The organism is Alicycliphilus denitrificans K601, from assembly GCF_000204645.1.
Lineage (GTDB): Bacteria > Pseudomonadota > Gammaproteobacteria > Burkholderiales > Burkholderiaceae_C > Alicycliphilus > Alicycliphilus denitrificans.
In genome coordinates, this window is sequence record NC_015422.1 from 40345 (window position 1) to 61552 (window position 21208).

Sequence of the window (21208 nt, forward strand, 5' to 3'; positions counted from 1 at the left end):
CGCCTCAGGCGGATGCTTCCCGGTTCTTCTGGATCGCGTTGGCCAGGCCCCGGTCGCGCGCCGTCAGAAAACCCTCGCTCAGGTGCGACAGCTGGTGCGTGTCGAAATGCGCGGCCAGTGCCGTGCGCAGGCCCTGGGCGTCCAGCGTACGGTTGATCGATCGCTTGATCAGCCGCAGGCCGAAAGGCGGCGCCTTGGCGATCTGCTGCGCGAGGGCCAGCGTGGACTCGCCCAGCCCGGCATCGCTCACCACGCGGTTGACCATGCCGATGGCGTGCGCCTCGCTGGCACTGAGCCTGCCGCCCGTGAACAGCAGTTCCTTGGCCTTGCGCGCGCCCATCACCCAGGGGTGGATCAGTACCTCGGTGGCCGCCGCACCCAGCGTGTGGCCCACGGGGTCGGAAAAATACGCCGACTCGCCGGCCACCACCAGGTCGCACATGTTGGCGATCATGAAACCGCCGGCCACGCAGGCGCCCTGCACCTGGGCGATGGTGGGCTTGGGAAAGTCCCATATGCGCAGCGAGTAGTCGAAGTAGCGCAGCTCCTCGTAGGCCCAGCGCTCCTCCACCGTAAAGCTGGAGCGTTCGGCCTGGGCCTGCTTGAGGTCGTGCCCGGCCGAGAAATGCGCGCCCTTGCCGCCGATCACTACGGCATGTACGCCGTCGTCATGCCGGGCGTCGTCCAGAGCGGTCATCAGCTCGTCGAGCATCTGCTGGCTTTGGGCATTGCGCTGGGCCTCGCGCGCCAGCAGGATGCGGCGCACCGCGCCGTGGTTTTCTATTTCGAGGGTGTCAAACGCCATGGGGCTGTCTCCATTGAATCGGTAGCAGGTCTGCGGGCAGTCTAGACTTGCGAATTCCTGCATAACAAACAACAACCGACTTTTTTCCCACAATATGGATACACCACAGGGAACCGCCGGCGCGCAGAGCCTGCGCCGGGCATTGCAGCTGCTGCGCCTGCTGGCGCAGCACCAGGAGGACGGCATCCGCCTCACCGAGGTCATGGCCGCCTCTGGCCTGGAGCGCTCCACGGCCCACCGCCTTCTGTCCTGCCTGGTGGAGGAGCAGTTCGCCGAGCGCGACCCCGGGAGCAAGGCCTACCGCCTGGGCCTGGACGCGATGCAGCTGGGCTTCGCCTCGATGCGGCGCGTGCCGCTGGTGGACCACTGCCGCCCGCTCATGCAGCGGCTGGCGCGCATGTCGGGCGACACGGTATTCCTCGTGATACGCCAGGGCGACTACTGCCTGTGCCTGCACCGCGAGGAAGGGCATTTCCCGGTCAAGGTGTTCACCACCGACGTGGGCGGGCGCCGGCTGCTGGGTTTGGGCGCGGGCGGGCTGGCGCTGATGGCGCAGCTCTCCGACGCCGAGGTGGAGCGCATCTTCGACCGCCACGTGGAGGAATACACCCAGGCTTGCTTCACGCGCGAGCGCCTGCAACAGGCCGTGCGGCGTACGCGCGCCGCCGGCTACGCCGACATCGTGGACACGCTCACCGTCGGCGTATCAGGCGTGGGCGCCACGTTCGCGGCGTCGACCGGCACGCTGGCTGCCATCAGCTTCGGCGCCATCACGCCCCGCCTGCCACCCGAGCGCAAGCGGGAGATGGCGCGGCTCCTCATGGACCAGCTGGTGTCGAACCAGGCCGGCGGCGCCTGAAGCGCATCGGCACGGCCAGCCCCGCTGTTATTCCATCAAGGTATTTATCAATACATGGTGGTAGTAGTAGAGCCGCCCATTTTTTGTGGACAAGGTGCTTTTGTCCAATGGCTGCAAGCACTTGCGGTATGGCCAAGCCTGTGCCCGGAGGGCGGTGCAACCCGCGCGCGAAAAGGGAACAACTTCCGCGCGCGGCCCGTTTCTGTGGACAAGCGACAGTTCACTGGCCGGCCATCCCCAGCCTTGTCCACAGCGGGCGTCAGAAGTGCAGCGCGTAGCGCAGGTGCACGAAGTTCAGCCCGGGGTTGGGTTTCTTGATGCTGGCGTTGGAGAGATGCTCCACGCTCAGCAGCAGCTCGTGCTGGCGCCGCGCGCCGAGGTTGATGCCCACGCCCAGGTAGGAGGCGAAGTTGAAGCGCGTGCTGAACTCGCGCTCCGCCGTGCGGTAGCGATGGTTGGCCAGGGTGCCGCCCACGCCGGCCTCCCAGAACCACGCGGAGCGGCCCTGGTCCGGGCGCAGGCGCAGCGTGGGCTTGACGCCCAACACCAGGGTGCTGTCGTGGCCGGCGATGCCGTCGAAGGACCAGCGGCTCAGGTACATGTCCCAATGCCCGCGCAGCTCGCCGCCCCACAGCGGCATGCTCCATGTGCCGAAGGGCAGGGTGGCGCCGAGCGTGACGGCGTCGGTGCCGTGCTGCGCGCGGCTGGCCTGCAGGTAGACCGACGGGGAATGCGCAGCCTGCTGCGCGAAGGCGGGGGGAATGGCGCAAAGCAGGCAGGCGGCCGTGGCCGAGAGAAGAGGGCGGCGGCCGTGCCTGCCTGCGCCGGATAAGCAAAGGAGACCAGGGGAGACGAGAGGTTGCATGCTATCCATCCACGATGTTGTGTCGCACAAGCGTAACAACTGTAGCCACAACCATGAGCCCATGCATCCTCTGCGCCATAGGCCACGGCCGTGGCATGCGGCCGTGGAGGGAGGTCATTGCGCCGCGGGCGCGCCGGGTGCCGGCATGGGGCCCGGGCCATGGCGGTGCATGCCGTTCCTGGGGCCACGCCAGTCGCCCTTGTGATCGCCCATGTGCCTGTCCCATTGGGCGCCGCGCCGGCCATACATGCGCGTGCCCTCGGCGTCGAAGGTCTTTTGCTGGGCCGGCGTCAGCGTGGCGTAGAAGGCCTTCACCGCGTCGCCGCGGCGGTCCATCTCGGCCGCGCGCTGCGCGCGGATGGCCCGCATGCGGTCGATGCGCTCGGGGATGGTGAGCTTGTCCATGTCCTTCATTTCCAACCAGGCCTTGCGCGATCCGGCGTCCGGCCGCATGGACTGCATGAAGGTGTTCCAGGCCGGCTCCTGCGCGGGCGTGAGCTGCAGCTTCTGCTTGAAGGCCTCGGCGCGCTGGAGCATGAACTGCTGGCGCTGCTCGGGTGTCATGGCGCGCGGACCCTGGCGCTGCGCCTGTTCCGCGGTGGGGCCGGCGCCTGGCGCGGGTTGGGCCATGGACGGGATGGCCATGCCGGCCAACGCGGCCGCCAGGGCGGTGCAGGCCAGGCGCTGGGTGATCTTGAAACGGGTCATGGTGACTTCCTTTCTTGCGTCGCCGGGACCACCCCGGCGCTTGAGAAGTAATGTGCGGCGCCCGTGTAACGCCACCGTGTGCGAATCCTGCACCTGTGTAAAGTTCTGCCAGGCCGCGCCGCACGCGCCGCGCCCGCAGTCTGTAATTTCAAGCAAAAACAGGCCTTAGCGCTTTACCATAAAGCGCTGTAAGCTATTAAAAAGGAAGCGTCTCCAGTGTTCAAGAACATCATCGTGTACCGCATCGCCCCCGAGTGGCATGCAGAGCTGACCCAGCTGGAGGAGGCTCTGGCCAAGGCACCGTTCCAAGAATGCGGCGCGACGCAGGAAAAGTCCAGCGGCTGGGTGCCGCCGCGCGGCGAGGCCCATGGCCTGCTAGCCGAGAGTGTGGGCGGGCAGTGGATCCTGCGCTTCATGACCGAGTCCAAGATGCTGCCGGGCACGGTGCTGGCGCGCAAGGTCAAGGAGAAGGCCGCGCAGATCGAGCAGCAAACCGGCCGCAAGCCCGGCAAGAAGGAAACGCGCGAACTGAAGGACGAGGCCAAGCTCGACCTGCTGCCCATGGCCTTCACCAAGCAGGGATCGACCTGGTTGTGGGTGGACTGCGAGGCGCGGCTGCTGGTGCTGGACACGGGCGCCCAGGGCCGTGCCGACGAGGTCGTCACGGCCCTGGTCGAGGCGCTGCCGGGCCTGTCGGTCGCGCTCGTCGATACGCAAACCAGCCCGCAGGCCGCCATGGCCCACTGGCTCAAGGAGCAGGAGCCGCCCGCGGGCTTCTCCATCGACCGCGAATGCGAGCTCAAGGCCGCGGACGAGAGCAAGGCCGTGGTGCGCTACGCGCGCCACCCGCTGGACATCGAGGAAGTGCAGGCCCACATCCAGGCCGGCAAGCTGCCCACCAAGCTGGCCATGACCTGGGACGACCGCGTGAGCTTCGTGCTCACCGAGGGGCTGCAGCTCAAGAAGTTGGCCTTCCTGGACACGGTGTTCGAGGGCCAGCCGCAGGACGATGGCGGCTTCGACGCCGACGTGGCCATCGCCACGGGTGAGCTCTCCAAGCTCATCCCCGACCTGATCGAAGCGCTGGGCGGGGAAGGGCGCACCGAGCTGGGCTCACCCGCACAGCCCCCGCAGGACGACGGCGGCGCGCCTTTCTAGCCCTTCCAGCCTCTAAGCCATGGCGCTCAACCGGGTCTGGACCGCCTTCTTCCTGATCGCCTTCGCCACCGCCGCCGTGCGCTGGCTGCTGGGCGAGGCGGGCATTTTCCAGGCCCTGCTGTCGGCGATGTTCGACGGCGCGCGCGCGGGCTTCGAGATCTCGCTGGGCCTGGCCGGCATCATGGCGCTGTGGCTGGGCCTGATGCGCGTGGGCGAGCAGGCCGGCATGGTGGAGCTGCTGGCGCGCCTGGCCGGGCCGCTCTTGCGGCGGCTGTTTCCCGGCGTGCCCGCGGGCCACCCGGCCCAGGGCGCGATGACGCTGAACATATCGGCCAACCTGCTGGGGCTGGACAACGCCGCCACGCCGCTGGGCCTGAAGGCCATGCAGGAGCTGCAGACCCTGAACCGCGAGCCCGAAGGCCAGGCCAGCAACGCGCAGATCATGTTCGTGGTCATGAACACGGCTGGGCTCACGCTGATACCGACCTCGGTCATCGCCATACGCCAGAGCGTGGCGCTCAAGCAGGGGTTGGGCGCGGGCTTCAACGCGGCGGATATCTTCCTGCCCACGCTGCTGGTCACCTTCGCCTCGCTGCTTGCAGGCGTGCTGTCCGTGGCCGTGGCGCAGCGCCTGCCGCTGTGGCGCGCGCGACTGCTGCTGCCGCTGCTGGCCGTGGGCAGCCTGCTGGCGGCGGCCGTGGCGGCCCTCTCGCGCCTGCCTGCCGAGCGCGCGGCCCAGGTGGCGGGCACCACGGGCGCGGCCGTCATCCTGGGCGTGGTGGCGCTCTTCCTGCTGGCCGGCGCCTGGCGCCGCGTGAACATGTACTACGCGTTCATCGACGGCGCCAAGGAGGGCTTTGGCGTTGCCGTGCAGATCATTCCCTACCTGATCGCCATTCTGGTAGCCATCGGCGTGTTCCGCGCCGCCGGCTGCATGGACGCGCTACTGGCCGCCCTGGGCGCGGGCGTGGCGGCGCTGGGCTGGAACACCGACTTCCTGCCCGCCCTGCCCGTGGGGCTGATGAAGGTGCTCTCGGGCGCGGGCGCGCGCGGCCTGATGATCGACGTGCTGCAGACGCACGGCGTGGACTCCTTCGTGGGGCGCCTGGCCGCCATCATCCAGGGCTCCACCGAGACCACCTTCTACGTGCTGGCCGTGTACTTCGGCAGCGTGGGCGTGAAGCACACGCGCCACGCGCTCGCCTGCGCGCTGCTGGCCGACGCCGTGGGGCTCATCGCCGCCATCGGCGTGGGCTACGCCATGCTGCGCTGACCGGCGGCCGGTCGGCTCCCTTTCCTCCCTCAAATACCCGGCAGAGTACCGCTTCGCCACGCACCGGCGCGGCCGGGCAGGGAGCTTTTGCGCGGCGCTCCGGTTCGTTCCTGGTTGTTCTTTAATGTTCTTATAAAGAATAGTCGTAGTAGTAGAGGCCCGGCCCGGCTGTGGGCAAACCAGTTTTTACTTTGCGTATCAACCACTTGCAGTGTGCCAAAGCATGGGGACGGGAACGGGCGCCCGCTGTCGCGCGAATGGGGACAAGCCCGCGATCCGGCCTGCGCCTGTGCATAAGCTGCGGGTTGTGCCGGAACGCTCCGCAGACTTATCCACAGGCGTGGTTTTTGAGTGAAAAGTGGCCCAAGCGCTTTACTAACAGGCGCAGATAGCTATTTTTTCAGGAGCTATGAAGCGTGCGGACCGTCGCGGCCGCGCGATTGCGGGACAATGCGGGCCCGTCCGTTTTCTTCCGAGACTCTTCCCGTGACCGATTCCGCCCTGATTCCCCTGCCCGACCATCTGGCCGTAGACCCGCGCAGCCCCTACCACGTGGCGGCCGTGTTCCAGCAGCAAGCCGACATAGGCATCCGCTTCAACGGCAAGGAGCGCTTCGACGTGGAGGAGTACTGTGTGAGCGAGGGCTGGATCAAGGTGCCCGCGGGCAAGACGCTGGACCGCAGGGGGCGGCCGCTGCTTATCACGCTCAAGGGGAGCGTGGAGGCGTTTTACAAGTAGCGAGTGTGGGGCATCGCACGGCGTTGGCGATTTCGCGCACGAAAATCTGCTGCCACATGGCCTGGGTGGCATCTTCGACCAATTGCGGCGTAAAGCCGAACACCAGCGTCCGTTCGCCACGCACCATGATGCCTTGGCGCTTGTTGAGGATGTCGGTGGCCAGCAGGCGATAGCCAGGACGCGGGGTCATGGCCGCGTAGCCCGTGTACAGCTTGCGCGCAGGTTTCAGGCGCAGGATCTGGCCGTCGTCCGTCAGGAAGATGCCGCCGCGCGGCCTCCACGTAATGTTCTCGATGCCGAAAACCTCGTGCATCCAGTCGTAGACGGGTTTGCCGTTCTCATCGAATTCGCCAAGGCGCATGTCCTGGACCAGCGTGCCGCCCTTTTTCCAGTAGGCCTTGAGCTGCTGCTTGATGGATGCGGGCAGGGCGGCTTGGTGTGGAACTACGATGGCGTTCAGGCGCTGCAGCAGATCGTCTTCCTGCAGGTTCTTTTCACCGATGACGTGGACGTCGAAGCCCGGCTGCGTGCTCAGGAGGTTGTAGGCTTCGAGCAGCGCCTCGCGGTGCACGTTGACGCCGCCGCTGCGGTCCCCGTGCCATACGTAGTAGTTGCTGGTGGAGGCGAGGATGCCCACGGTGAGTTTCTTTCCCGTGCTGGCAGTGGCGGGCACGGGGGGCTGCACGCGCAGGGCCTGGAGCTTATCGAGATCCACCGTGCCGGTGAGGTGCGTGTCGAGTTGGCGCTGCAGACCGCCCACCTCGTAGCCGATCACGTTCGGCTGCGCCAGCGCGGTGGACAGGGTGCGGCTGATGACGGGCAGGAGTTCGGTGGATTTTTTCACGCGCTCCCACTGCTCGGCATAGGCGCCCACCATGATCTGCTTGTAGCCCACCGAGGCCATGTAGTTGGCCAGCATGGGCAGCACGCGCGCGTCGGGCGACAAGCTGTACCCGTCGTAGAAGTTGTAGTCGATGACGGCAATGTCCAGGCAGTCGGCCAGTTGCTCGGCCACGCTGGTGGCGTAGATGCCGTCGTGCGCGGTGAAGAGTTCGCCAAAGTAGCTCATGGCGCGGCCGCCCTGGCTGCGGATGGCGTCGGCGTAGAAGCAGGTGGCCTCCTTCAGATTCGCTTCGCGGAACTGCTTGTGCGCGTGCAGCAGCGGCTCCGTCCTGGGCAGGCCCAGGGCAATGTCGCTGGTGTAGTTGATGACGGGCAGCGGTGCGCCCGTTTGCTGGCGGAAGGCAGCCTGCGCGGCGTCGGCGTAGTCGCGCCACTGGTAGCCGGTCTGGCCGTATTTGATTTCATGCTCTTCTTGCAGGCCGATGGAGTAGGCCGTGACCTTCCCGGGATAGCGCTGCGAGAGATGGGCCACGGCATTGCGCACGAACTGGGCCGAGAACTGGCGCACCGTGGGGTTCATGAAGTCGGGCTGCGGCGTGGACTGGCCCGAGAAGTTCTTCATAAACCCATCGGGCACCTGCCTGTACAGCCATTCAGGCACGGTGGTGCGGCCGGGGAAATGCTTGCCCGTTCCATCGAAGTACGCGCGGCCCCCCATGTCGAGCACGACGACAAGCGATAGTCCACCCTGGGTGAGCTGGTCGAAGTACGGGTCGTAGGCCGAGAAGTCGAAATGGCCCGGCTGTGCTTCGACGTCGGCCCAGGTAAGGTACACCGTGGCGTGGTTGATGCCTCGGCGCTGTAGGTCGCTGACGATCTGCGGGTTCTGACGCAGATCCTGGGGCATGACGATGAGGGTGGCCACCTGCGGCTTGGCAGTTGCAGCACCGCCGACAAACAGAGAGCACAGCAGTGCTGCGGCTGAGCGGAGAAGGAAGTTCATGTGCGTTCTTGAATGCCGGGAACCACATATTCTCTTATAGTCGAACGTGCTCGAAGACCGTCGCAATCCCCTGTCCGTCGCCGACGCATCAGGAGCCCTAATGCGCGCCCGGCCCGGCAAGGTCGTCCAGGATGGGGCAGTCCGGCCGGTCGTCCCCATGGCAGCAGCCCACCAGCGCCTGCAGGCTGCGCTGCATGGCCTGCATGGCGGCGATGCGTTCGCTCAGGCTTGCTATGTGCTTTTGCGCGATCTGCTTGACCTGGCTGCTGGCGCGGGCCTTGTCCTGCCACAGGCCGAGCAGGGCGGCGATCTCTTCCATGGAAAAGCCCAGGTCGCGCGCGCGGCGGATGAAGCGCAGGGTGTGCACGTCGGCCTCGGTGTACTGGCGGTAGCCGTTGCTTGTGCGGGCCACGCCGGTGAGCAGGCCTAGCGATTCGTAGTGCCGCACCATGCGCGCCGAGACGCCGGCGCGCTCGGCCGCCGTGCCTATGGGCACGGGCCAGTCTTGCGCGGGTGCGGCGATCTGACGGCTCACGCGGCGACCTTGTAGCCCTCTTCCTGGATGGCGGCGGCCAGGACCTCGCGCGGCTGGTCGCTCTCGACCGCGACCTGGCCCGTGGCCAGGTCCACCTTGACGATGGCATCGGTGTCGACCTGGCGCACGGCGTGCACCACGGCGCGCTCGCAGTGGCCGCAGGTCATTCCCTGGACTTGGAACGTGTATTGCATGGGGGTCCTTTCGTGGAGGGCTGTGGAGGAAAGTGCGGGCCAGCGCGTGGCCGACGGCTGCATCATGAAGCCTGACATGGTGTCAAAGTCAAGGTCGGAGGCGATGCTTGACTCTGCCATCATGTCAGGGTTTAAGGTGGCGCCAATCGTTGATTGCAAGATGCCAGCCATGAACTCTGCCTCCCTTCGAACTGCCGATGCCCCGGATACCCTGGACCTGGGTGTCGGCGGCATGACCTGCGCGAGCTGCGTGGGCCGTGTGGAGCGCGCGCTGCGCAAGGTGCCGGGCGTGCGGGACGCCACGGTGAACCTGGCGACCGAGCGCGCGCACATCGTCGTCGACGCCGCCGCGGCTGCGGGCATGGATGCCGTGCTGCGCCGCGCCGTGCGCAATGCCGGCTACGAGCCGCGCTCGGTGGCGGAGCAGGACGCGGACGCCGCCGCGGAGCAGTCGCCCTGGGCCGGCTTCACGTCGGTGGCGATCGGCCTGCTGCTGTCGGCGCCCCTGGTGCTGCCGATGTTCGGCGACCTGTTTGGCCGGCACTGGATGTTGCCGGCTTGGGCGCAGTTCCTGCTGGCCACGCCGGTGCAGTTCATCCTGGGCGCGCGCTTCTACAAGGCGGGCTGGCATGCGGCGAAGGCGCTCACGGGCAACATGGACCTGCTGGTGGCCCTGGGCACGAGCGCGGGCTACGGCCTGTCGCTGTGGCTGTGGTGGACGGCCGCGCCGGGCCACGCGCCGCACCTGTACTTCGAGGCCTCGGCCGTGGTCGTCACACTGGTGCTGCTGGGCAAGTGGCTGGAGGCGCGGGCCAAGCGCCAGACCACGGCGGCCATCCGCGCGCTGCATGCGCTGCGGCCCGAGGTGGCGCACCTGCTGGTCCGCGACGGCGAGGTGGACGTGCCCATCGCCGAGGTGATGGCCGGCGACCGCCTGGTGGTGCGCCCCGGCGAGCGCATTCCCGTGGATGGGCTGGTCCAGGAGGGACACACGCAGGTGGACGAGTCCATGCTGACCGGCGAGCCCCTGCCCGTGGTGCGCGAGGCGGGCGGAACGTTGACCGGCGGCTCCATCAACGGCGACGGCCGCATCGTGATGCAGGTCACGGCCGTGGGCGGCGAAACAGTGCTTGCGCGCATCATCCGCCTGGTGGAGGACGCCCAGGCCGCCAAGGCGCCGATCCAGCGGTTGGTGGATCAGGTGTCGGCCGTGTTCGTGCCCGCGGTGATCGCGATCGCGCTGGTCACGCTGGCTGGCTGGCTGTGGGCCGGCGTGGGGCTGGAAACGGCGCTGATACGCGCCGTGGCGGTGCTGGTCATCGCCTGCCCCTGCGCGCTGGGCCTGGCGACGCCCGCAGCCATCATGGCCGGCACAGGCGTGGCCGCGAAGTACGGCATCCTGATCAAAGACGCCGAGGCGCTGGAGGTGGCGCACCGCGTGGGCACGGTGGCCTTTGACAAGACCGGCACGCTGACCGTGGGGCGCCCGCGCCTGACGGCATTCCACGCGCATCCTGAATCGGATGAACCGGCGCTGCTGTCCGCCGTGGCGGCGGTGCAAAGCGGCAGCGAGCATCCGCTGGCGCGCGCGGTGGTGGCCGCCGCGCAGGAGCGCGGCCTGGCCCTGGCCCAGCCCGAGGGCGTGCGCGCCGTGCCCGGCCGCGGCACCGAGGGCGAGGTGGCGGGCCGCAGCTACCTGGTGGGCAGCCTGCGCTGGATGCAGGAGCTGGGCGTGGACCTGGGGCCGCTGGCCGGGCAGGCCGCCGCGCTGCAGGGGCAGGGCGCCACCGTGTCGGCCGTGGCCGAGCGCGTCACCCAGGGGCTGGCGGCCCGCGCCCTGCTGGCCTTCGGCGATGAGCCCAAGCCCGGCGCGCGCGAGGCGCTGGAGCGGCTCAAGGCCCGGGGCGTGCGCTGCGTGATGATCTCGGGCGACAACCGCGGCGCGGCCGAGGCCATGGCGCGCCGCCTGGGCCTGGACCCTGCGGCGGGGGAGGTCATGGCCGAGGTGCTGCCCGGCGACAAGGCGGCGGCCGTTGCTGCGCTCAAGGTCGGCGGCAAGGTGGTCGCCATGGTGGGTGATGGCGTGAACGACGCGCCGGCGCTGGCCGCGGCCGACGTGGGCATGGCCATGGGCAACGGCACCGACGTGGCCATGCACGCCGCGGGCATCACGCTGATGCGCGGCGAGCCGCGCCTGGTGGCGGCGGCGCTCGACGTGTCGCACCGCACCGTGGCCAAGATCCGCCAGAACCTGTTCTGGGCCTTTGCCTACAACGTGGCCGGCATACCGCTGGCGGCGCTGGGCTACCTGAACCCCGTGGTGGCGGGCGCGGCCATGGCGCTGAGCTCGGTCAGCGTGATGACCAACGCCCTGTTGCTCAAGCGCTGGCGCGCCGAATAGCACCGCATAAAATGTAAGTAATTGCCACAAATTCTCCATTTTGTCTGTTAGGTCGCAGCAATTTGTTGCATATTCACGCACGGCACTGCAAGACGGTGTCTCTCGTATGACAAAAGGAAGACAGTGATGACTATGTACGCGCTCATGCGCTGGTTCTCGATTCGCATGCGCATGATTGGCGCCATCGGTGTGGTGCTCACCCTGCTGTTCATGCTGGGAGGCGCGGGCATGCTGGGCATGTTCCGCCTCCATGGACTGAGCCAGGATTTCATAGCCCAGCCCCATGCGGCGGTGCGCCTGCTGGGCGAGCTGCGCGGGGAGATGGGGCAGATACGCCAGGCCGAGAAGGACATGATCATCCATTACGAGCGGCCCGAGGCGGTGCGCGCGGCGCACACGCAGTGGCTGACGGCGCTGGACCGCGCTAAGGCCGTGGCGACCAGGATCGACGGCCTGAATCTGGAGCAGGAACAGGCCCTGGCGCGGGACATCGCCAAGCATCTGGACACTTACCGCGAGCAGTTCGCCCATGTGGCGCGCCAGCTGGAGGAGGGCGGCTACGACACGGCCACGATCGCCAACCGCATGAGCACCAAGGCCGTGGCGCAGTTCGTGGTCGCCGCCGAGAAGCTGCAGGCCCTGGACAAGGCCCTGGGCGCCGAGGTGGACGGCGCCATTGCGCGCCAGGGCAGCATCGCCGAGCAGACCCAGTGGCTGTTCGGCCTTGCGGTGCTGATCACCGTGGCGGTGGTGGTGCCGTTCACGCTGCTCAACATGGTGTCGATCTGCCGCCCGCTGGAGGCGGCGCGCGCGCTGGCGCAGTCCATCGCCGGCGGCAACCTGGCGCAGCGCATCGAGGTCGACGGCCGCGACGAGGTGGCCGACTTGCAGCGCGCGCTGCTGGACATGCAGGGTGGCCTGGGCGCGCTGGTCTCGCAGGTGCGCGACGCCAGCGGCAACATCGCCACCGCCAGCCAGGAGATCGCCATGGGCAACCAGGACCTGTCGGCGCGCACCGAGCAGACGGCCAGCAACGCTCAGGAGGCCGTGGCCGCGCTGTCGCAGCTCACGGCCACGGTGCAGCAGACGGCCTCGTCCTCGCAGGTGGCCAACCAGCTCGTGGCCTCGGCATCGGGCACGGCCACGCGCGGCGGCCAGGTGGTGCAGCAGGCGGTGAGCAGCATGCACGAGATCTCGGCCTCCAGCCGCAAGATCGGCGACATCATCGGCCTGATCGACTCCATCGCGTTCCAGACCAACATCCTGGCGCTCAACGCGGCGGTGGAGGCCGCGCGCGCGGGCGAGCAGGGCCGGGGCTTCGCCGTGGTGGCCGGCGAGGTGCGCAACCTCGCGCAGCGCAGCGCAGCGGCGGCCAGCGAGATCAAGGGCCTGATCCAGTCGAGCGTGCAGGCCGTGGAAGGCGGCGTGCGCCACGTGGAGGACGCGGGCAAGGCCATGCAGGAGATCGTGGTCAGCGTGCAGCGCGTGACGGACATGATCGGCGAGATCCATTCCGCCGCCACCGAGCAGGCCGCGGGCATCGGCGAGGTCAATGCCTCCGTGGGCGAGATCGACCGCATGACGCAGCAGAACGCGGCGCTGGTGGAAGAGTCCGCCGCGGCCGCCGAGTCGCTGCGTGAGCAGGCCGCGCGCCTGTCGCAGGTGGTGCAGCAGTTCCAGCTGGCGGATGGCCAGCAGGCGGCGGCGCGCGCCGCCGCCCCGGCACGGGCCGCCCTGGAGTCCGACCCGGCCCTGCCGCGCCTGGGCGTGGCCTGACCGCCGGGGCGGCGCGGGCCGCCCCATGGGTCTCCCCCTTTGCGCACCCCAGGGTGCGCTTTTTTGTTATCGACTCAATAGCTAGAAGCACTTTATGGGCGGGCGCTGCAGGCATTTTTTATGCAATTCCTGCATGCGCCCCGCCCGGCACTCCGTCAGGCGATGGCCACGGGCGCATCGGGTGCGGGGCCGTTCCTGCGCGGCGCGAACCAGGCCACGTACAGGGCCGGCAGCACCACCAGCGTCAGCAGCGTGGCCGTGACCAGGCCGCCGATGACCACGATGGCCAGGGGGCGCTGCGTCTCGGCGCCGATCTCGTGCGACAGCGCCATGGGCAGCAGGCCCAGCATGGCCAGCAGCGCCGTCATGAGCACGGTGCGCAGGCGCTGCATGGAGCCCTGGCGCACGGCCTCGAGCACGCCCATGCCGCCAGCCTGCAGCTGCTGGTAAACCGAGAGCATGACCACGCCGTTGAGCACGGCCTGGCCCGACAGCGCGATGAAGCCGATGGCCGCCGACACCGACAGCGGAATGTCCAGCACCCACAGCGCGATGAAGCCGCCGATGAGCGCGAGCGGCACGTTCACGAGGATCAGCGAGGCGGTCTTGAACGATTTGAACGCGTCGAACAGCAGCACGAAGATCAGCAGCAGCGAGATGGGCACCACGACCGACAGGCGCTTCATGGCGCGCTCCTGGTTCTCGAACTCGCCCGACCAGGTCACGCGGTAGCTCGGTGGTAGCTGGATGCGGGCCCGCACACGCTCCTGCATGTCCTTGACCACCGAGCCCATGTCGCGGTCCTTGATGAAGATGCCGATGGCCATGGTGCGGCTGCCGTTCTCGCGCGCGATGTTCATCGCGCCCGTGGTCTCGCGGATGCTGGCGACGGCGCCGAGCGTGGTGTAGCCGCCGTCCGGCGTGGCGATGGGCGTGCCCGGCAGGCTGGCGATGGCGCGCCGGTCTTCGGGCAGGCGCACCGCGACGGCGAACTTGCGCTCGCCCTCCCACAGGCTGGTGGTGGCCTTGCCGGCCAGGGCCGCCTCGATCACGTCCTGGATGTCGCCCACGTTGAGGCCGTAGCGCGCCGCGCGGTCGCGGTCGATGTCGATCACGAGCTGGGGCAGGTCGCCCAGCCGGTCGATCTCCGCGCGGTAGACGCCGGGCACCTGCTTGATCTCGCGCTCTATGCCCTGCGTGATGCGCTTGAGCTCGCCCAGGTCGTCGCCCGAGACCTTGATGACGATCTGCCCGTCGATCTGCGAGATCGATTCGAGCACGTTGTCGCGGATGGGCTGGGAGAACGCGGGCTCAAGGCCGGGGATCGCGGAGACCGCGCGGTCCATCTCCTCGATGAGCTGCTTGTGCGTGAGGCCGGCGCGCCACTGGTCCGCGGGCTTCACGTCCACGAACACCTCGGCCATGCTGATGGTCTTGGGGTCGGTGCCGTCCTCGGGCTGGCCCGCCTTGGAGATGGTGGTGCGCACCTCGGGCACGGTGCGCAGGGCCTGGCGCACCTGGCGCAGCATGCGCGCGGCCTCGTCGTTGGACACGCTGGCGGGCAGGCGCACGTTCACCCAGATCGTGCCTTCGTCGAGTTCCGGCAGGAACTCCGACCCCAGGCGCGATGCCGCGGCCAGCGCGACGGCGAACATGGCGAGCGATATCACCACCACCGTGCGGCGGCGCGCGAGCGCCCAGTCGAGCACCGGGCCGTACAGGCGCTTGGCCGAGACGACCACGCGGTTGTCGCCGTGCGGCAGCTTCCTGCGCAGCATCCAGTAGGCCAGCAGCGGCACCAGCGTGAGCGAGAAGATCAGCGAGCCGACGAGCGCCGTGGTCACCGACAGCGCCATGGGCTGGAAGATGCGGCCCTCGTGGCGCTGCAGCGCGAAGATGGGGATGTGCGCAGCGATGATGATGAGCATCGAGAACAGCGTGGGACGGCCCACCTCGCTCGCGGCCTCGATGATGGTCTCGCGCCGGTCGCGGTCGTCCATGTCCTCGCCGCGTTCGGCCAGGCGGTGCATGATGTTTTCGATCACGATCACCGCGCCGTCCACGATGATGCCGAAGTCCATCGCGCCCAGCGACAGCAGGTTGGCCGGCACGCCCATGAACTTCAGGCCCATGAAGGTGGCCAGCAGCGACAGCGGGATCACCACCACCACGGCCAAGCTCGCGCGCAGGTTCGACAGGAAGATGTAGAGCACGAGCGAGACGAGCAGCGCGCCCTCCACGAGGTTGCGGAACACCGTGGTCAGCGTTTTCTCCATGAGCCAGGTGCGGTCGTAGAACGGCACGATCTGCATGCCCGGCGGCAGGCTGCGCGCGTTCAGGTCGGCGATCTTGGCCTTCACGTCCTTGAGCACGACGCTGGGGTTCTCGCCCTTGCGCATCACCACGATGCCGGTGACCACGTCGTCGTCGTCGTCCTGGCCCACGGTGCCCAGGCGCGGCACGGCGCCCACCCTGATCTGGGCCACGTCGCGGATCAGCACCGGCGTGCCGCCGTGCGCGGCGACGACGATGCGGCCGATGTCCTCGCTCGACTGCAGCAGGCCGATGCCGCGGATGGCGTACTGCTGGGTTCCCTGGGCGACGTAGCTGCCGCCCGCGTTGGCGTTGCCGCGCCCGAGCGCGTCGAGCAGGTTCTGGAACGTGAGCTTGTAGGCGCGCAGCTTGTCCAGGTCGGGCTGCACTTCGTATTGCTTGATGGAGCCGCCCATGGCCACCACGTCGGCCACGCCGGGCACCTGGCGCAGCGCGCGCTCGACCACCCAGTCCTCGGTGCTGCGCAGCTCGGTGGTGGAGTAGCCGTCGCCCCGGAGGCGGTAGCGCATGATCTCGCCCACTGGCGTGGCGTTGGGGGCGATCTCGGCCTCCACGCCCGGCGGCAGGTCCACGCTGCGCAGGCGCTCGCCCACCTGCTGGCGCACGATGTGCACGCTGGCGTTGTCGTCGTAGGTGACCACGGTGAACGACAGGCCGAACTGCGTGTGCGAGAACACGCGGATGGCATTGGGCAGGCCCGAGAGGGCAACCTCGATCGGCAGCGTGACCTGCTTTTCCACCTCCTCGGCGGCGCGCCCGGGGTAGAGCGCGATGATGGTCACCTGCGTGTCCGTCACGTCGGGAAAGGCTTCCACGGACAGGTTCTTGAACGCGATGACGCCCGCCATGGCGAACAGCAGCGTACCCAGCACGACGAAGAGCGGCTGGTGCAGCGCATAGTGGATCAGCCGCTTCATGGCGTTTCCTTGGCGGGCTGCGCCTTGGCCTCGGAGCCGGTGGAGCTGGCCTCCTGGGCAAGGCGGAACTGGCGTGCCAGCAGCAGCACGTTCTGCGTCACCACCTTTTCACCCGCGGAAAGGCCCTGGACGACCTCCACGTTCTTCGGGCCCTCATGGCCCAGCACGACGGTGCGCGGCTCGAAGACCCCGCTCTCGCGCTGCACGTAGACCATGTGCGTGGTGCCGTTGAGCGTCAGCGCCGCGGCGGGAACCACGAAGCCGGTGCTGCGGCTCTCGCTCACGCGCGCGGTAGCCAGCATCTCGGCCTTCAGGCGCCGGTCGGCGTTGGGCACGAGGCCGCGCACCTTGAGCGTGCGCGCGACGGGGTCGATCGCGTCGGCCGTGGCCGTCACGCGGCCCGTGAAGGTTTCGCCGGGGTAGGCGGGCACCTGCAGCGCGAAAGCGTCGCCGGGGCGCAGCGAGGCCAGATCGCTCTCGCGCGCATCGATCAGCACCCACAGCGAGGAAGGGTCGGTCACCACGAACAGCGCGGGCGTGCCGGGGCCGGACTGATCGGGCCGCACTTCCTGGCCTGGGTTGAGGTTGCGCTCGACCACCACGCCGCCCATGCCGGCCGTGATCGCGAGCTGTTGGTCCACCGCGCCGCCGCCACCGTAGAGGCTGGTGCGCGCGGCGGCGCGCGCCGCCTCGGCCCGTGCGCGCGCGGCCTCGGCCTCGGCCTGCTCCAGGTCCTTGCGGGCCACGACGCCGGCCTCGAACAGCTCGCGCTGGCGCGCCAGGGCCTGCTGCGCCAGCGCCTGGTCGGCCCGGGCCTTGGCCGTGTCGGCCTGGGCCTGGCCGAAATCGGGCGAGGCCAGCAGCGCCAGTGGCGCGCCGGCCTTCACGTTCTGGCCCAGGTCGGCGCGTATGGCCGACACGCGGCCCGCGAACGCCGGGTACACGCGCTGCGTGCGCTCCTCGTTCCAGACCAGCCGAGCGGGCAGGTCCACGACCAGCTCCCTGGCGGGCTGCACCTCGGTCACGGCGAGCAGCGCGAGCTGGGGATGGCCGGGCGGAAAGCGCAGCTGGCCCGACTGCAGTATGGGCGGCGCCGCCTCCGGGGCGGCGGGTTCGGTGGGGGCCTTGTGGCAGCCTTGCAGCACTGCGGCCGCGCACAGGGCCAGGGCCAGCAGGCCGCGGCCGGGCCGGCGTGTCGTGCGGCTTGCGCGCACGCGCGAGGAGATGGAATGCACCATGGTGGGTTCGGGAGTCGAGGAAGGGGGAGAGTCAGGGCAGCAGCAGCTGGGGCTCTGTGCGCAGCAGCCAGTTGCCTTGCGCCTTGGCGTAGTCGGCGCGCGCGGCCAGGGCCTCGAGCGCGGTGGCGCGCAGCGTGCGGCGCGCATCGAGCAGGTCGGTGAGCGGTATGGCTCCCTTGGCGTAGGCGAGCTCGGCGCTCTGCGCGACCTCGCGCGCGCGCGGCAGGATGCCGTTTTCGTAGCCGGCGGCGCGCTGCGCGGCGCTGGCGGCCTGCTGCTGCAGCGACTGCAGGTCCAGCAGCGCCAGGCGGCGTGTCTTGTCCAGGGCTTCCTGGGCCGCGCTCAGCATGGCCTGGGCGCGGCCGATTTCGCCCTCGAAGCGGTAGCCCCATTGCAGCGGTATCTGCGCGCGCAGCTCCACGAGCCGGTTTGATGTGCCGGGATAGTGGTCGTAGGAGGCGCCTATGGTCACGTCGGCCTTGCGCAGCGCCATGGCGCTGTCCAGTTCTGCCTGCGCGGCCTGCACGCGCGCCAGGGCTGCCCGTACGTCGGCGCGCGACTCGGCCCAGGTGAGCAGGTCGCCGCCCGGCGCCGGGCCGGCCACCTGCGCGGGCCAGTCGCAGGCGCAGGCCTGCAGGCCCGGGCCGCGCGCGGTGAGCTGGGCCAGCGCCACGGCCGCCTGCGTGCGCGCGAGCTCGGCCAGTTCGGAGTCCGAGCGTGCGCGCTCGGACTCGATGCGCGTGCGCGCGGCGTCCTGGCGGGCCAGGTCGCCAGCCTTCAGGCGCAGGTTGGCCACGCGGTCGAGCTCGGCCATGCCGCGCTCGATCTCGCGCGTCTCGCGCAGCCGCTCCTGCGCAGCCAGCAGGTCGTAGTAGGCGGAGAGCGCGGCCTGCAGCTGCTGGGTCTGCATGTCCTGCACGTCGGACTGCGCGGCGTCGAGCGCGCGCTGCGCGGCCAGCGTGCGCAGGGCGCGCTTGTCGCCGCGCTCCCAGGTCCAGTCGATGCCTATGGACTTGTCGATGCGCTTGCGCGTGACGACGTTGCCGCCGCCCACGCCGTTCTGCAGGTCGATGGAGGCTGCCTTCGTGCTCAGCACGGGGGCGGGCGCATGGTCGGCCGCGAGCACGTCGGCGCGCGCTCCCGCCAGGGCATGGCGGGCCAGGGCCACGTCGCTGTTGTCGCGCGCGGCCGCGAGGGCCTGCGCGAGCGTGAGCGTGGGTGTGCCGGATGCTGCGGGCGGGGTCTGCGCCCAGCCGGCCGGGGCTTGGCCCATGGCCCAGGCCAGGGCGGAAAAAAGATACAACTGTCGTATGCTCATACACGCCGTTTATCGTCGGCCGTGCCTGACCGCAGCCTGACCAGGGCACTGCGTAAAAATGCGTACTTCCCCGTTCACCACCCTCCCATGCGAATCCTGATCGTCGAGGACGACTCCGTGCTGCGCGGCGTCATGCAGCGCAGCCTTGCCGATGCGGGCCACCGCGTGGACGTCGCCGCCAGCGTTGCCGAGGCCCACCATTTCTGGTGCGTGCAGCCGTTCGACGCCGTGCTGCTGGACCTGAACCTGCCGCTGGACGGGGTCGACGAAGGCGCCGGCGGCGCGCAGCTCGGCAGCGGCCTGGCGGTGCTGCGCGCGGCGCGCGCGCGCGGCGACCGCACGCCCGTGCTGGTGCTCACGGCGCGCGACCGCACGCACGAGCGCATCGCGGGGCTGGACGCCGGGGCCGACGACTACCTGGGCAAGCCCTACGACCTGGCCGAGGTCGAGGCGCGGCTGCGCGCCCTGGTGCGCCGCAGCCGGGGCACGCAGGACCGCACCGTGGCCGGCGCCCTGGTGCTGGACCGGCATGTGCGCCGTTTCACGCTGCACGGCCTGCCACTGGAGCTGCCCGCGCGCGAGTTCGAGGTGCTGTGGGAGCTCATGACCCCGCCGGGCCGCGTGGTGAACAAGCGCACCCTGTCGGAAAAGCTTTCCGACTTCGACGAGACCCTGGGCGACAATGCGCTGGAGGCCTTCATCTCGCGCCTGCGCAAGAAGCTGGCGGGCAGCGGCGCGGGCATTCGCACGCTGCGCGGCCTGGGCTACATGCTGGAGGCGCAGGCCGCGCCGCCCGCCGACGGCATGCCATGAGCACGCCGCCGCAGGCCCCGCCCGCGCCGCCGCCCTCGCTGCGCACGCGGCTGCTGCGCCACGTGCTGGGGCCCCTGGCGCTGACCTGGCTCGTGGGTACGGTGGCCTCGGCGCTGCTGGCCAACAGCTTCACGCAGCGCGCCTTCGACCGCTCGCTGCTCGACGATGCCTACGCCATCGCGGCCAATGTGCGTGAGGAGCCGGACGGGCTGGAGTTTCCCTTGAGCTCGCGCGAGGTCAAGGCCGTGCTGTTCGACCAGGTGGAGACCGTGTACTTCGCCGTGCTGCGGGAAGACGGCACGCTGCTGGCCGGCAACGCCAGCTTGCCCGCGCCGCCGCCGCACGAAGGGCAGGTCTACCGTTTCTCCGACATGCGCTTTCACGGCCGCGCGCTGCGTGCCGTGCGGCTGCAGCTGACCACGCCGGCGCCCTTCGAGGTCATCACGGCGCAGACCGTGCACAGCCGCAGCGTCATGCTGCGCAGCGCGCTGCTGTACTCGCTGGCCTCGCAGGTGCTGCTGCTCGTGGTGCTGGCCCTGTGGTTGGGCCGCGCCATACGGCAGGAGCTGCGGCCCCTGGCCATGTTCCAGCAGGCGCTGGACCAGCGCGACGCGCGCGACCTCGCGCCCATGCGCGTCGAGGCGTCCACGCGCGACCTGCAGCGCCTGGGCCGTGCCGTGAACGACCTGCTCGCGCGCGTGGCCCAGGGCGTGCAGGCGCAGCGCGAGTTCGCCGGCAACGTGGCGCATGAGCTGCGCACGCCGCTGGCCGGCATACGCGCGCTGGCCAGCTACGGCCTGGCGCAGAAGGAGCCGGCCGTGTGGCGCGAGCAGCTGACCGGCATCGTTCAAAGCGAGGCGCGCGCCAGCCACCTCGTAGACCAGCTGCTGGCGCTGGCGCTGGCCGACGAGGCGCGCGGCTCCATGCCGCTGCGGCCGGTGCCGCTCGACCAGCTGGTGCGCGACACCGTGCTGCGCTTCTTGCCCCGTGCCGACGCCGCAGGCGTGGACCTGGGCGCGCTGGGGCTGGAGCAGGCTGTCACCATGCAGGGCCAGCCGCTGCTCATTGAGGGCGTGCTGAGCAACCTGATCGACAACGCCCTGCGCTACGGCGTGCCGCCCGCGGGCGAGGCGCCGCAGGTGACGGTGGAGCTGGCGCGCGAGGAGGGCTCCGTGGTGCTCTCGGTGCTCGACAACGGCCCCGGCATCGCGCCGGTGCAGCGCCAGCAGCTGCAACAGCGCTGGGTGCAAGGGCGCGACGGCGAGCGCCTGGGCCAGGGCGCGGGGCTGGGCCTGGGGATAGTGGCGCGCTACGCCGAGCTGCTGGGCGCGCGCCTGGAATTCACCCCCGGGCCGCAGGGCAGGGGGTTGTGCGCGCGGCTGGTGTTCGCACCATTGGCCAGCACGCCAGGCGGCGAAAATTGACCTGCA

General features: G+C 69.5%; 17 protein-coding genes. 8 read left to right on the top strand and 9 right to left on the bottom strand.

The window, feature by feature from the left end:
• Window positions 1-4: 4 nt before the first annotated feature.
• Window positions 5-805, bottom strand: a complete 801-nt coding sequence (locus tag ALIDE2_RS00175; RefSeq protein ID WP_013516953.1) for an enoyl-CoA hydratase — start codon at window positions 803-805, stop codon at window positions 5-7.
• Window positions 806-899: 94 nt separating this feature from the next.
• Between ALIDE2_RS00175 and ALIDE2_RS00180 the strand changes: the two genes are divergently transcribed.
• A complete protein-coding gene (locus ALIDE2_RS00180) occupies window positions 900-1664 on the top strand; it encodes an IclR family transcriptional regulator (RefSeq protein WP_013721127.1) in 765 nt (254 codons plus the stop codon).
• 259 nt (window positions 1665-1923) lie between these two features.
• Here the strand turns inward: ALIDE2_RS00180 and ALIDE2_RS00185 are convergent, their stop codons facing one another.
• Complete coding sequence (locus ALIDE2_RS00185; RefSeq protein WP_013516955.1) at window positions 1924-2529, bottom strand: acyloxyacyl hydrolase; 606 nt, start codon at window positions 2527-2529, stop codon at window positions 1924-1926.
• A gap of 114 nt (window positions 2530-2643) precedes the next feature.
• Window positions 2644-3237: a Spy/CpxP family protein refolding chaperone gene (locus ALIDE2_RS00190; RefSeq protein ID WP_013721128.1), complete on the bottom strand. Its 594-nt coding sequence runs from the start codon at window positions 3235-3237 to the stop codon at window positions 2644-2646.
• A 216-nt stretch (window positions 3238-3453) separates the two neighbouring features.
• On the opposite strand from ALIDE2_RS00190, the gene ALIDE2_RS00195 reads away from it, so the two are divergent.
• The 3 genes from ALIDE2_RS00195 to ALIDE2_RS00205 all read left to right on the top strand — a co-directional run bounded on the left by ALIDE2_RS00195 (window position 3454) and on the right by ALIDE2_RS00205 (window position 6406).
• Window positions 3454-4395 (top strand): recombination-associated protein RdgC, encoded by a 942-nt coding sequence (locus ALIDE2_RS00195; protein ID WP_013721129.1) that lies wholly within the window; start codon window positions 3454-3456, stop codon window positions 4393-4395.
• A gap of 19 nt (window positions 4396-4414) precedes the next feature.
• Complete coding sequence (locus tag ALIDE2_RS00200) at window positions 4415-5668, top strand: nucleoside recognition domain-containing protein (RefSeq protein WP_013721130.1); 1254 nt, start codon at window positions 4415-4417, stop codon at window positions 5666-5668.
• A 450-nt stretch (window positions 5669-6118) separates the two neighbouring features.
• Window positions 6119-6406 (top strand): DUF3297 family protein, encoded by a 288-nt coding sequence (locus tag ALIDE2_RS00205; RefSeq protein ID WP_420796267.1) that lies wholly within the window; start codon window positions 6119-6121, stop codon window positions 6404-6406.
• On the opposite strand, the gene ALIDE2_RS00210 is transcribed toward ALIDE2_RS00205, so the two are convergent.
• The 3 genes from ALIDE2_RS00210 to ALIDE2_RS00220 form a co-directional block, all read right to left on the bottom strand.
• The gene (locus ALIDE2_RS00210; protein WP_013721132.1) at window positions 6375-8252 is read right to left on the bottom strand and encodes a beta-galactosidase; all 1878 of its coding nucleotides are present in this window, start codon (window positions 8250-8252) and stop codon (window positions 6375-6377) included. The genes ALIDE2_RS00205 and ALIDE2_RS00210 overlap by 32 nt on opposite strands.
• Window positions 8253-8349: 97 nt before the next feature.
• Window positions 8350-8787: a Cu(I)-responsive transcriptional regulator gene (gene cueR, locus ALIDE2_RS00215; protein WP_013516961.1), complete on the bottom strand. Its 438-nt coding sequence runs from the start codon at window positions 8785-8787 to the stop codon at window positions 8350-8352.
• Complete coding sequence (locus ALIDE2_RS00220; RefSeq protein ID WP_013516962.1) at window positions 8784-8981, bottom strand: heavy-metal-associated domain-containing protein; 198 nt, start codon at window positions 8979-8981, stop codon at window positions 8784-8786. Before ALIDE2_RS00220 ends, cueR begins: the two co-directional genes overlap by 4 nt.
• A gap of 169 nt (window positions 8982-9150) precedes the next feature.
• Between ALIDE2_RS00220 and ALIDE2_RS00225 the strand changes: the two genes are divergently transcribed.
• The gene (locus ALIDE2_RS00225; protein WP_013721133.1) at window positions 9151-11382 is read left to right on the top strand and encodes a heavy metal translocating P-type ATPase; all 2232 of its coding nucleotides are present in this window, start codon (window positions 9151-9153) and stop codon (window positions 11380-11382) included.
• 126 nt (window positions 11383-11508) lie between these two features.
• Window positions 11509-13158 (top strand): methyl-accepting chemotaxis protein, encoded by a 1650-nt coding sequence (locus ALIDE2_RS00230; RefSeq protein ID WP_013721134.1) that lies wholly within the window; start codon window positions 11509-11511, stop codon window positions 13156-13158.
• A gap of 155 nt (window positions 13159-13313) precedes the next feature.
• On the opposite strand, the gene ALIDE2_RS00235 is transcribed toward ALIDE2_RS00230, so the two are convergent.
• Genes ALIDE2_RS00235 through ALIDE2_RS00245 form a run of 3 tightly spaced genes read right to left on the bottom strand, consistent with a single transcriptional unit; the run spans window position 13314 to window position 18965 of the window.
• Window positions 13314-16409 (bottom strand): efflux RND transporter permease subunit, encoded by a 3096-nt coding sequence (locus ALIDE2_RS00235; RefSeq protein ID WP_013721135.1) that lies wholly within the window; start codon window positions 16407-16409, stop codon window positions 13314-13316.
• Window positions 16406-17647, bottom strand: a complete 1242-nt coding sequence (locus tag ALIDE2_RS00240; protein WP_013721136.1) for an efflux RND transporter periplasmic adaptor subunit — start codon at window positions 17645-17647, stop codon at window positions 16406-16408. Before ALIDE2_RS00240 ends, ALIDE2_RS00235 begins: the two co-directional genes overlap by 4 nt.
• A 31-nt stretch (window positions 17648-17678) precedes the next feature.
• Complete coding sequence (locus ALIDE2_RS00245) at window positions 17679-18965, bottom strand: TolC family protein (protein WP_238530076.1); 1287 nt, start codon at window positions 18963-18965, stop codon at window positions 17679-17681.
• 87 nt (window positions 18966-19052) lie between these two features.
• Here ALIDE2_RS00245 and ALIDE2_RS00250 point away from each other — a divergent pair, with 87 nt between their 5' ends.
• Window positions 19053-19778, top strand: coding sequence for a response regulator transcription factor (locus ALIDE2_RS00250; RefSeq protein ID WP_013516968.1), 726 nt, complete (start codon window positions 19053-19055; stop codon window positions 19776-19778).
• On the top strand, window positions 19775-21202 hold the full coding sequence (locus tag ALIDE2_RS00255; RefSeq protein ID WP_013721137.1) for a sensor histidine kinase: 1428 nt from the start codon (window positions 19775-19777) through the stop codon (window positions 21200-21202). The genes ALIDE2_RS00250 and ALIDE2_RS00255 overlap by 4 nt, the downstream gene beginning before the upstream one ends.
• Window positions 21203-21208: the final 6 nt, after the last annotated feature.

Bases quoted from the DNA above. Each gene is read 5' to 3' on its own strand.
- ALIDE2_RS00240 (WP_013721136.1), bottom strand. From the start codon at position 17,647: ATGGTGCATTCCATCTCCTCGCGCGTGCGCGCAAGCCGCACGACACGC.
- ALIDE2_RS00235 (WP_013721135.1), bottom strand. From the start codon at position 16,409: ATGAAGCGGCTGATCCACTATGCGCTGCACCAGCCGCTCTTCGTCGTG.
- ALIDE2_RS00200 (WP_013721130.1), top strand. From the start codon at position 4,415: ATGGCGCTCAACCGGGTCTGGACCGCCTTCTTCCTGATCGCCTTCGCC.
- ALIDE2_RS00255 (WP_013721137.1), top strand. From the start codon at position 19,775: ATGAGCACGCCGCCGCAGGCCCCGCCCGCGCCGCCGCCCTCGCTGCGC.
- ALIDE2_RS00220 (WP_013516962.1), bottom strand. From the start codon at position 8,981: ATGCAATACACGTTCCAAGTCCAGGGAATGACCTGCGGCCACTGCGAG.
- ALIDE2_RS00175 (WP_013516953.1), bottom strand. From the start codon at position 805: ATGGCGTTTGACACCCTCGAAATAGAAAACCACGGCGCGGTGCGCCGC.
- ALIDE2_RS00205 (WP_420796267.1), top strand. From the start codon at position 6,119: ATGCGGGCCCGTCCGTTTTCTTCCGAGACTCTTCCCGTGACCGATTCC.
- ALIDE2_RS00185 (WP_013516955.1), bottom strand. From the start codon at position 2,529: ATGCAACCTCTCGTCTCCCCTGGTCTCCTTTGCTTATCCGGCGCAGGC.
- ALIDE2_RS00225 (WP_013721133.1), top strand. From the start codon at position 9,151: ATGAACTCTGCCTCCCTTCGAACTGCCGATGCCCCGGATACCCTGGAC.
- ALIDE2_RS00250 (WP_013516968.1), top strand. From the start codon at position 19,053: ATGCGAATCCTGATCGTCGAGGACGACTCCGTGCTGCGCGGCGTCATG.
- ALIDE2_RS00210 (WP_013721132.1), bottom strand. From the start codon at position 8,252: ATGAACTTCCTTCTCCGCTCAGCCGCAGCACTGCTGTGCTCTCTGTTT.
- ALIDE2_RS00190 (WP_013721128.1), bottom strand. From the start codon at position 3,237: ATGACCCGTTTCAAGATCACCCAGCGCCTGGCCTGCACCGCCCTGGCG.
- ALIDE2_RS00230 (WP_013721134.1), top strand. From the start codon at position 11,509: ATGACTATGTACGCGCTCATGCGCTGGTTCTCGATTCGCATGCGCATG.
- ALIDE2_RS00180 (WP_013721127.1), top strand. From the start codon at position 900: ATGGATACACCACAGGGAACCGCCGGCGCGCAGAGCCTGCGCCGGGCA.
- ALIDE2_RS00245 (WP_238530076.1), bottom strand. From the start codon at position 18,965: ATGAGCATACGACAGTTGTATCTTTTTTCCGCCCTGGCCTGGGCCATG.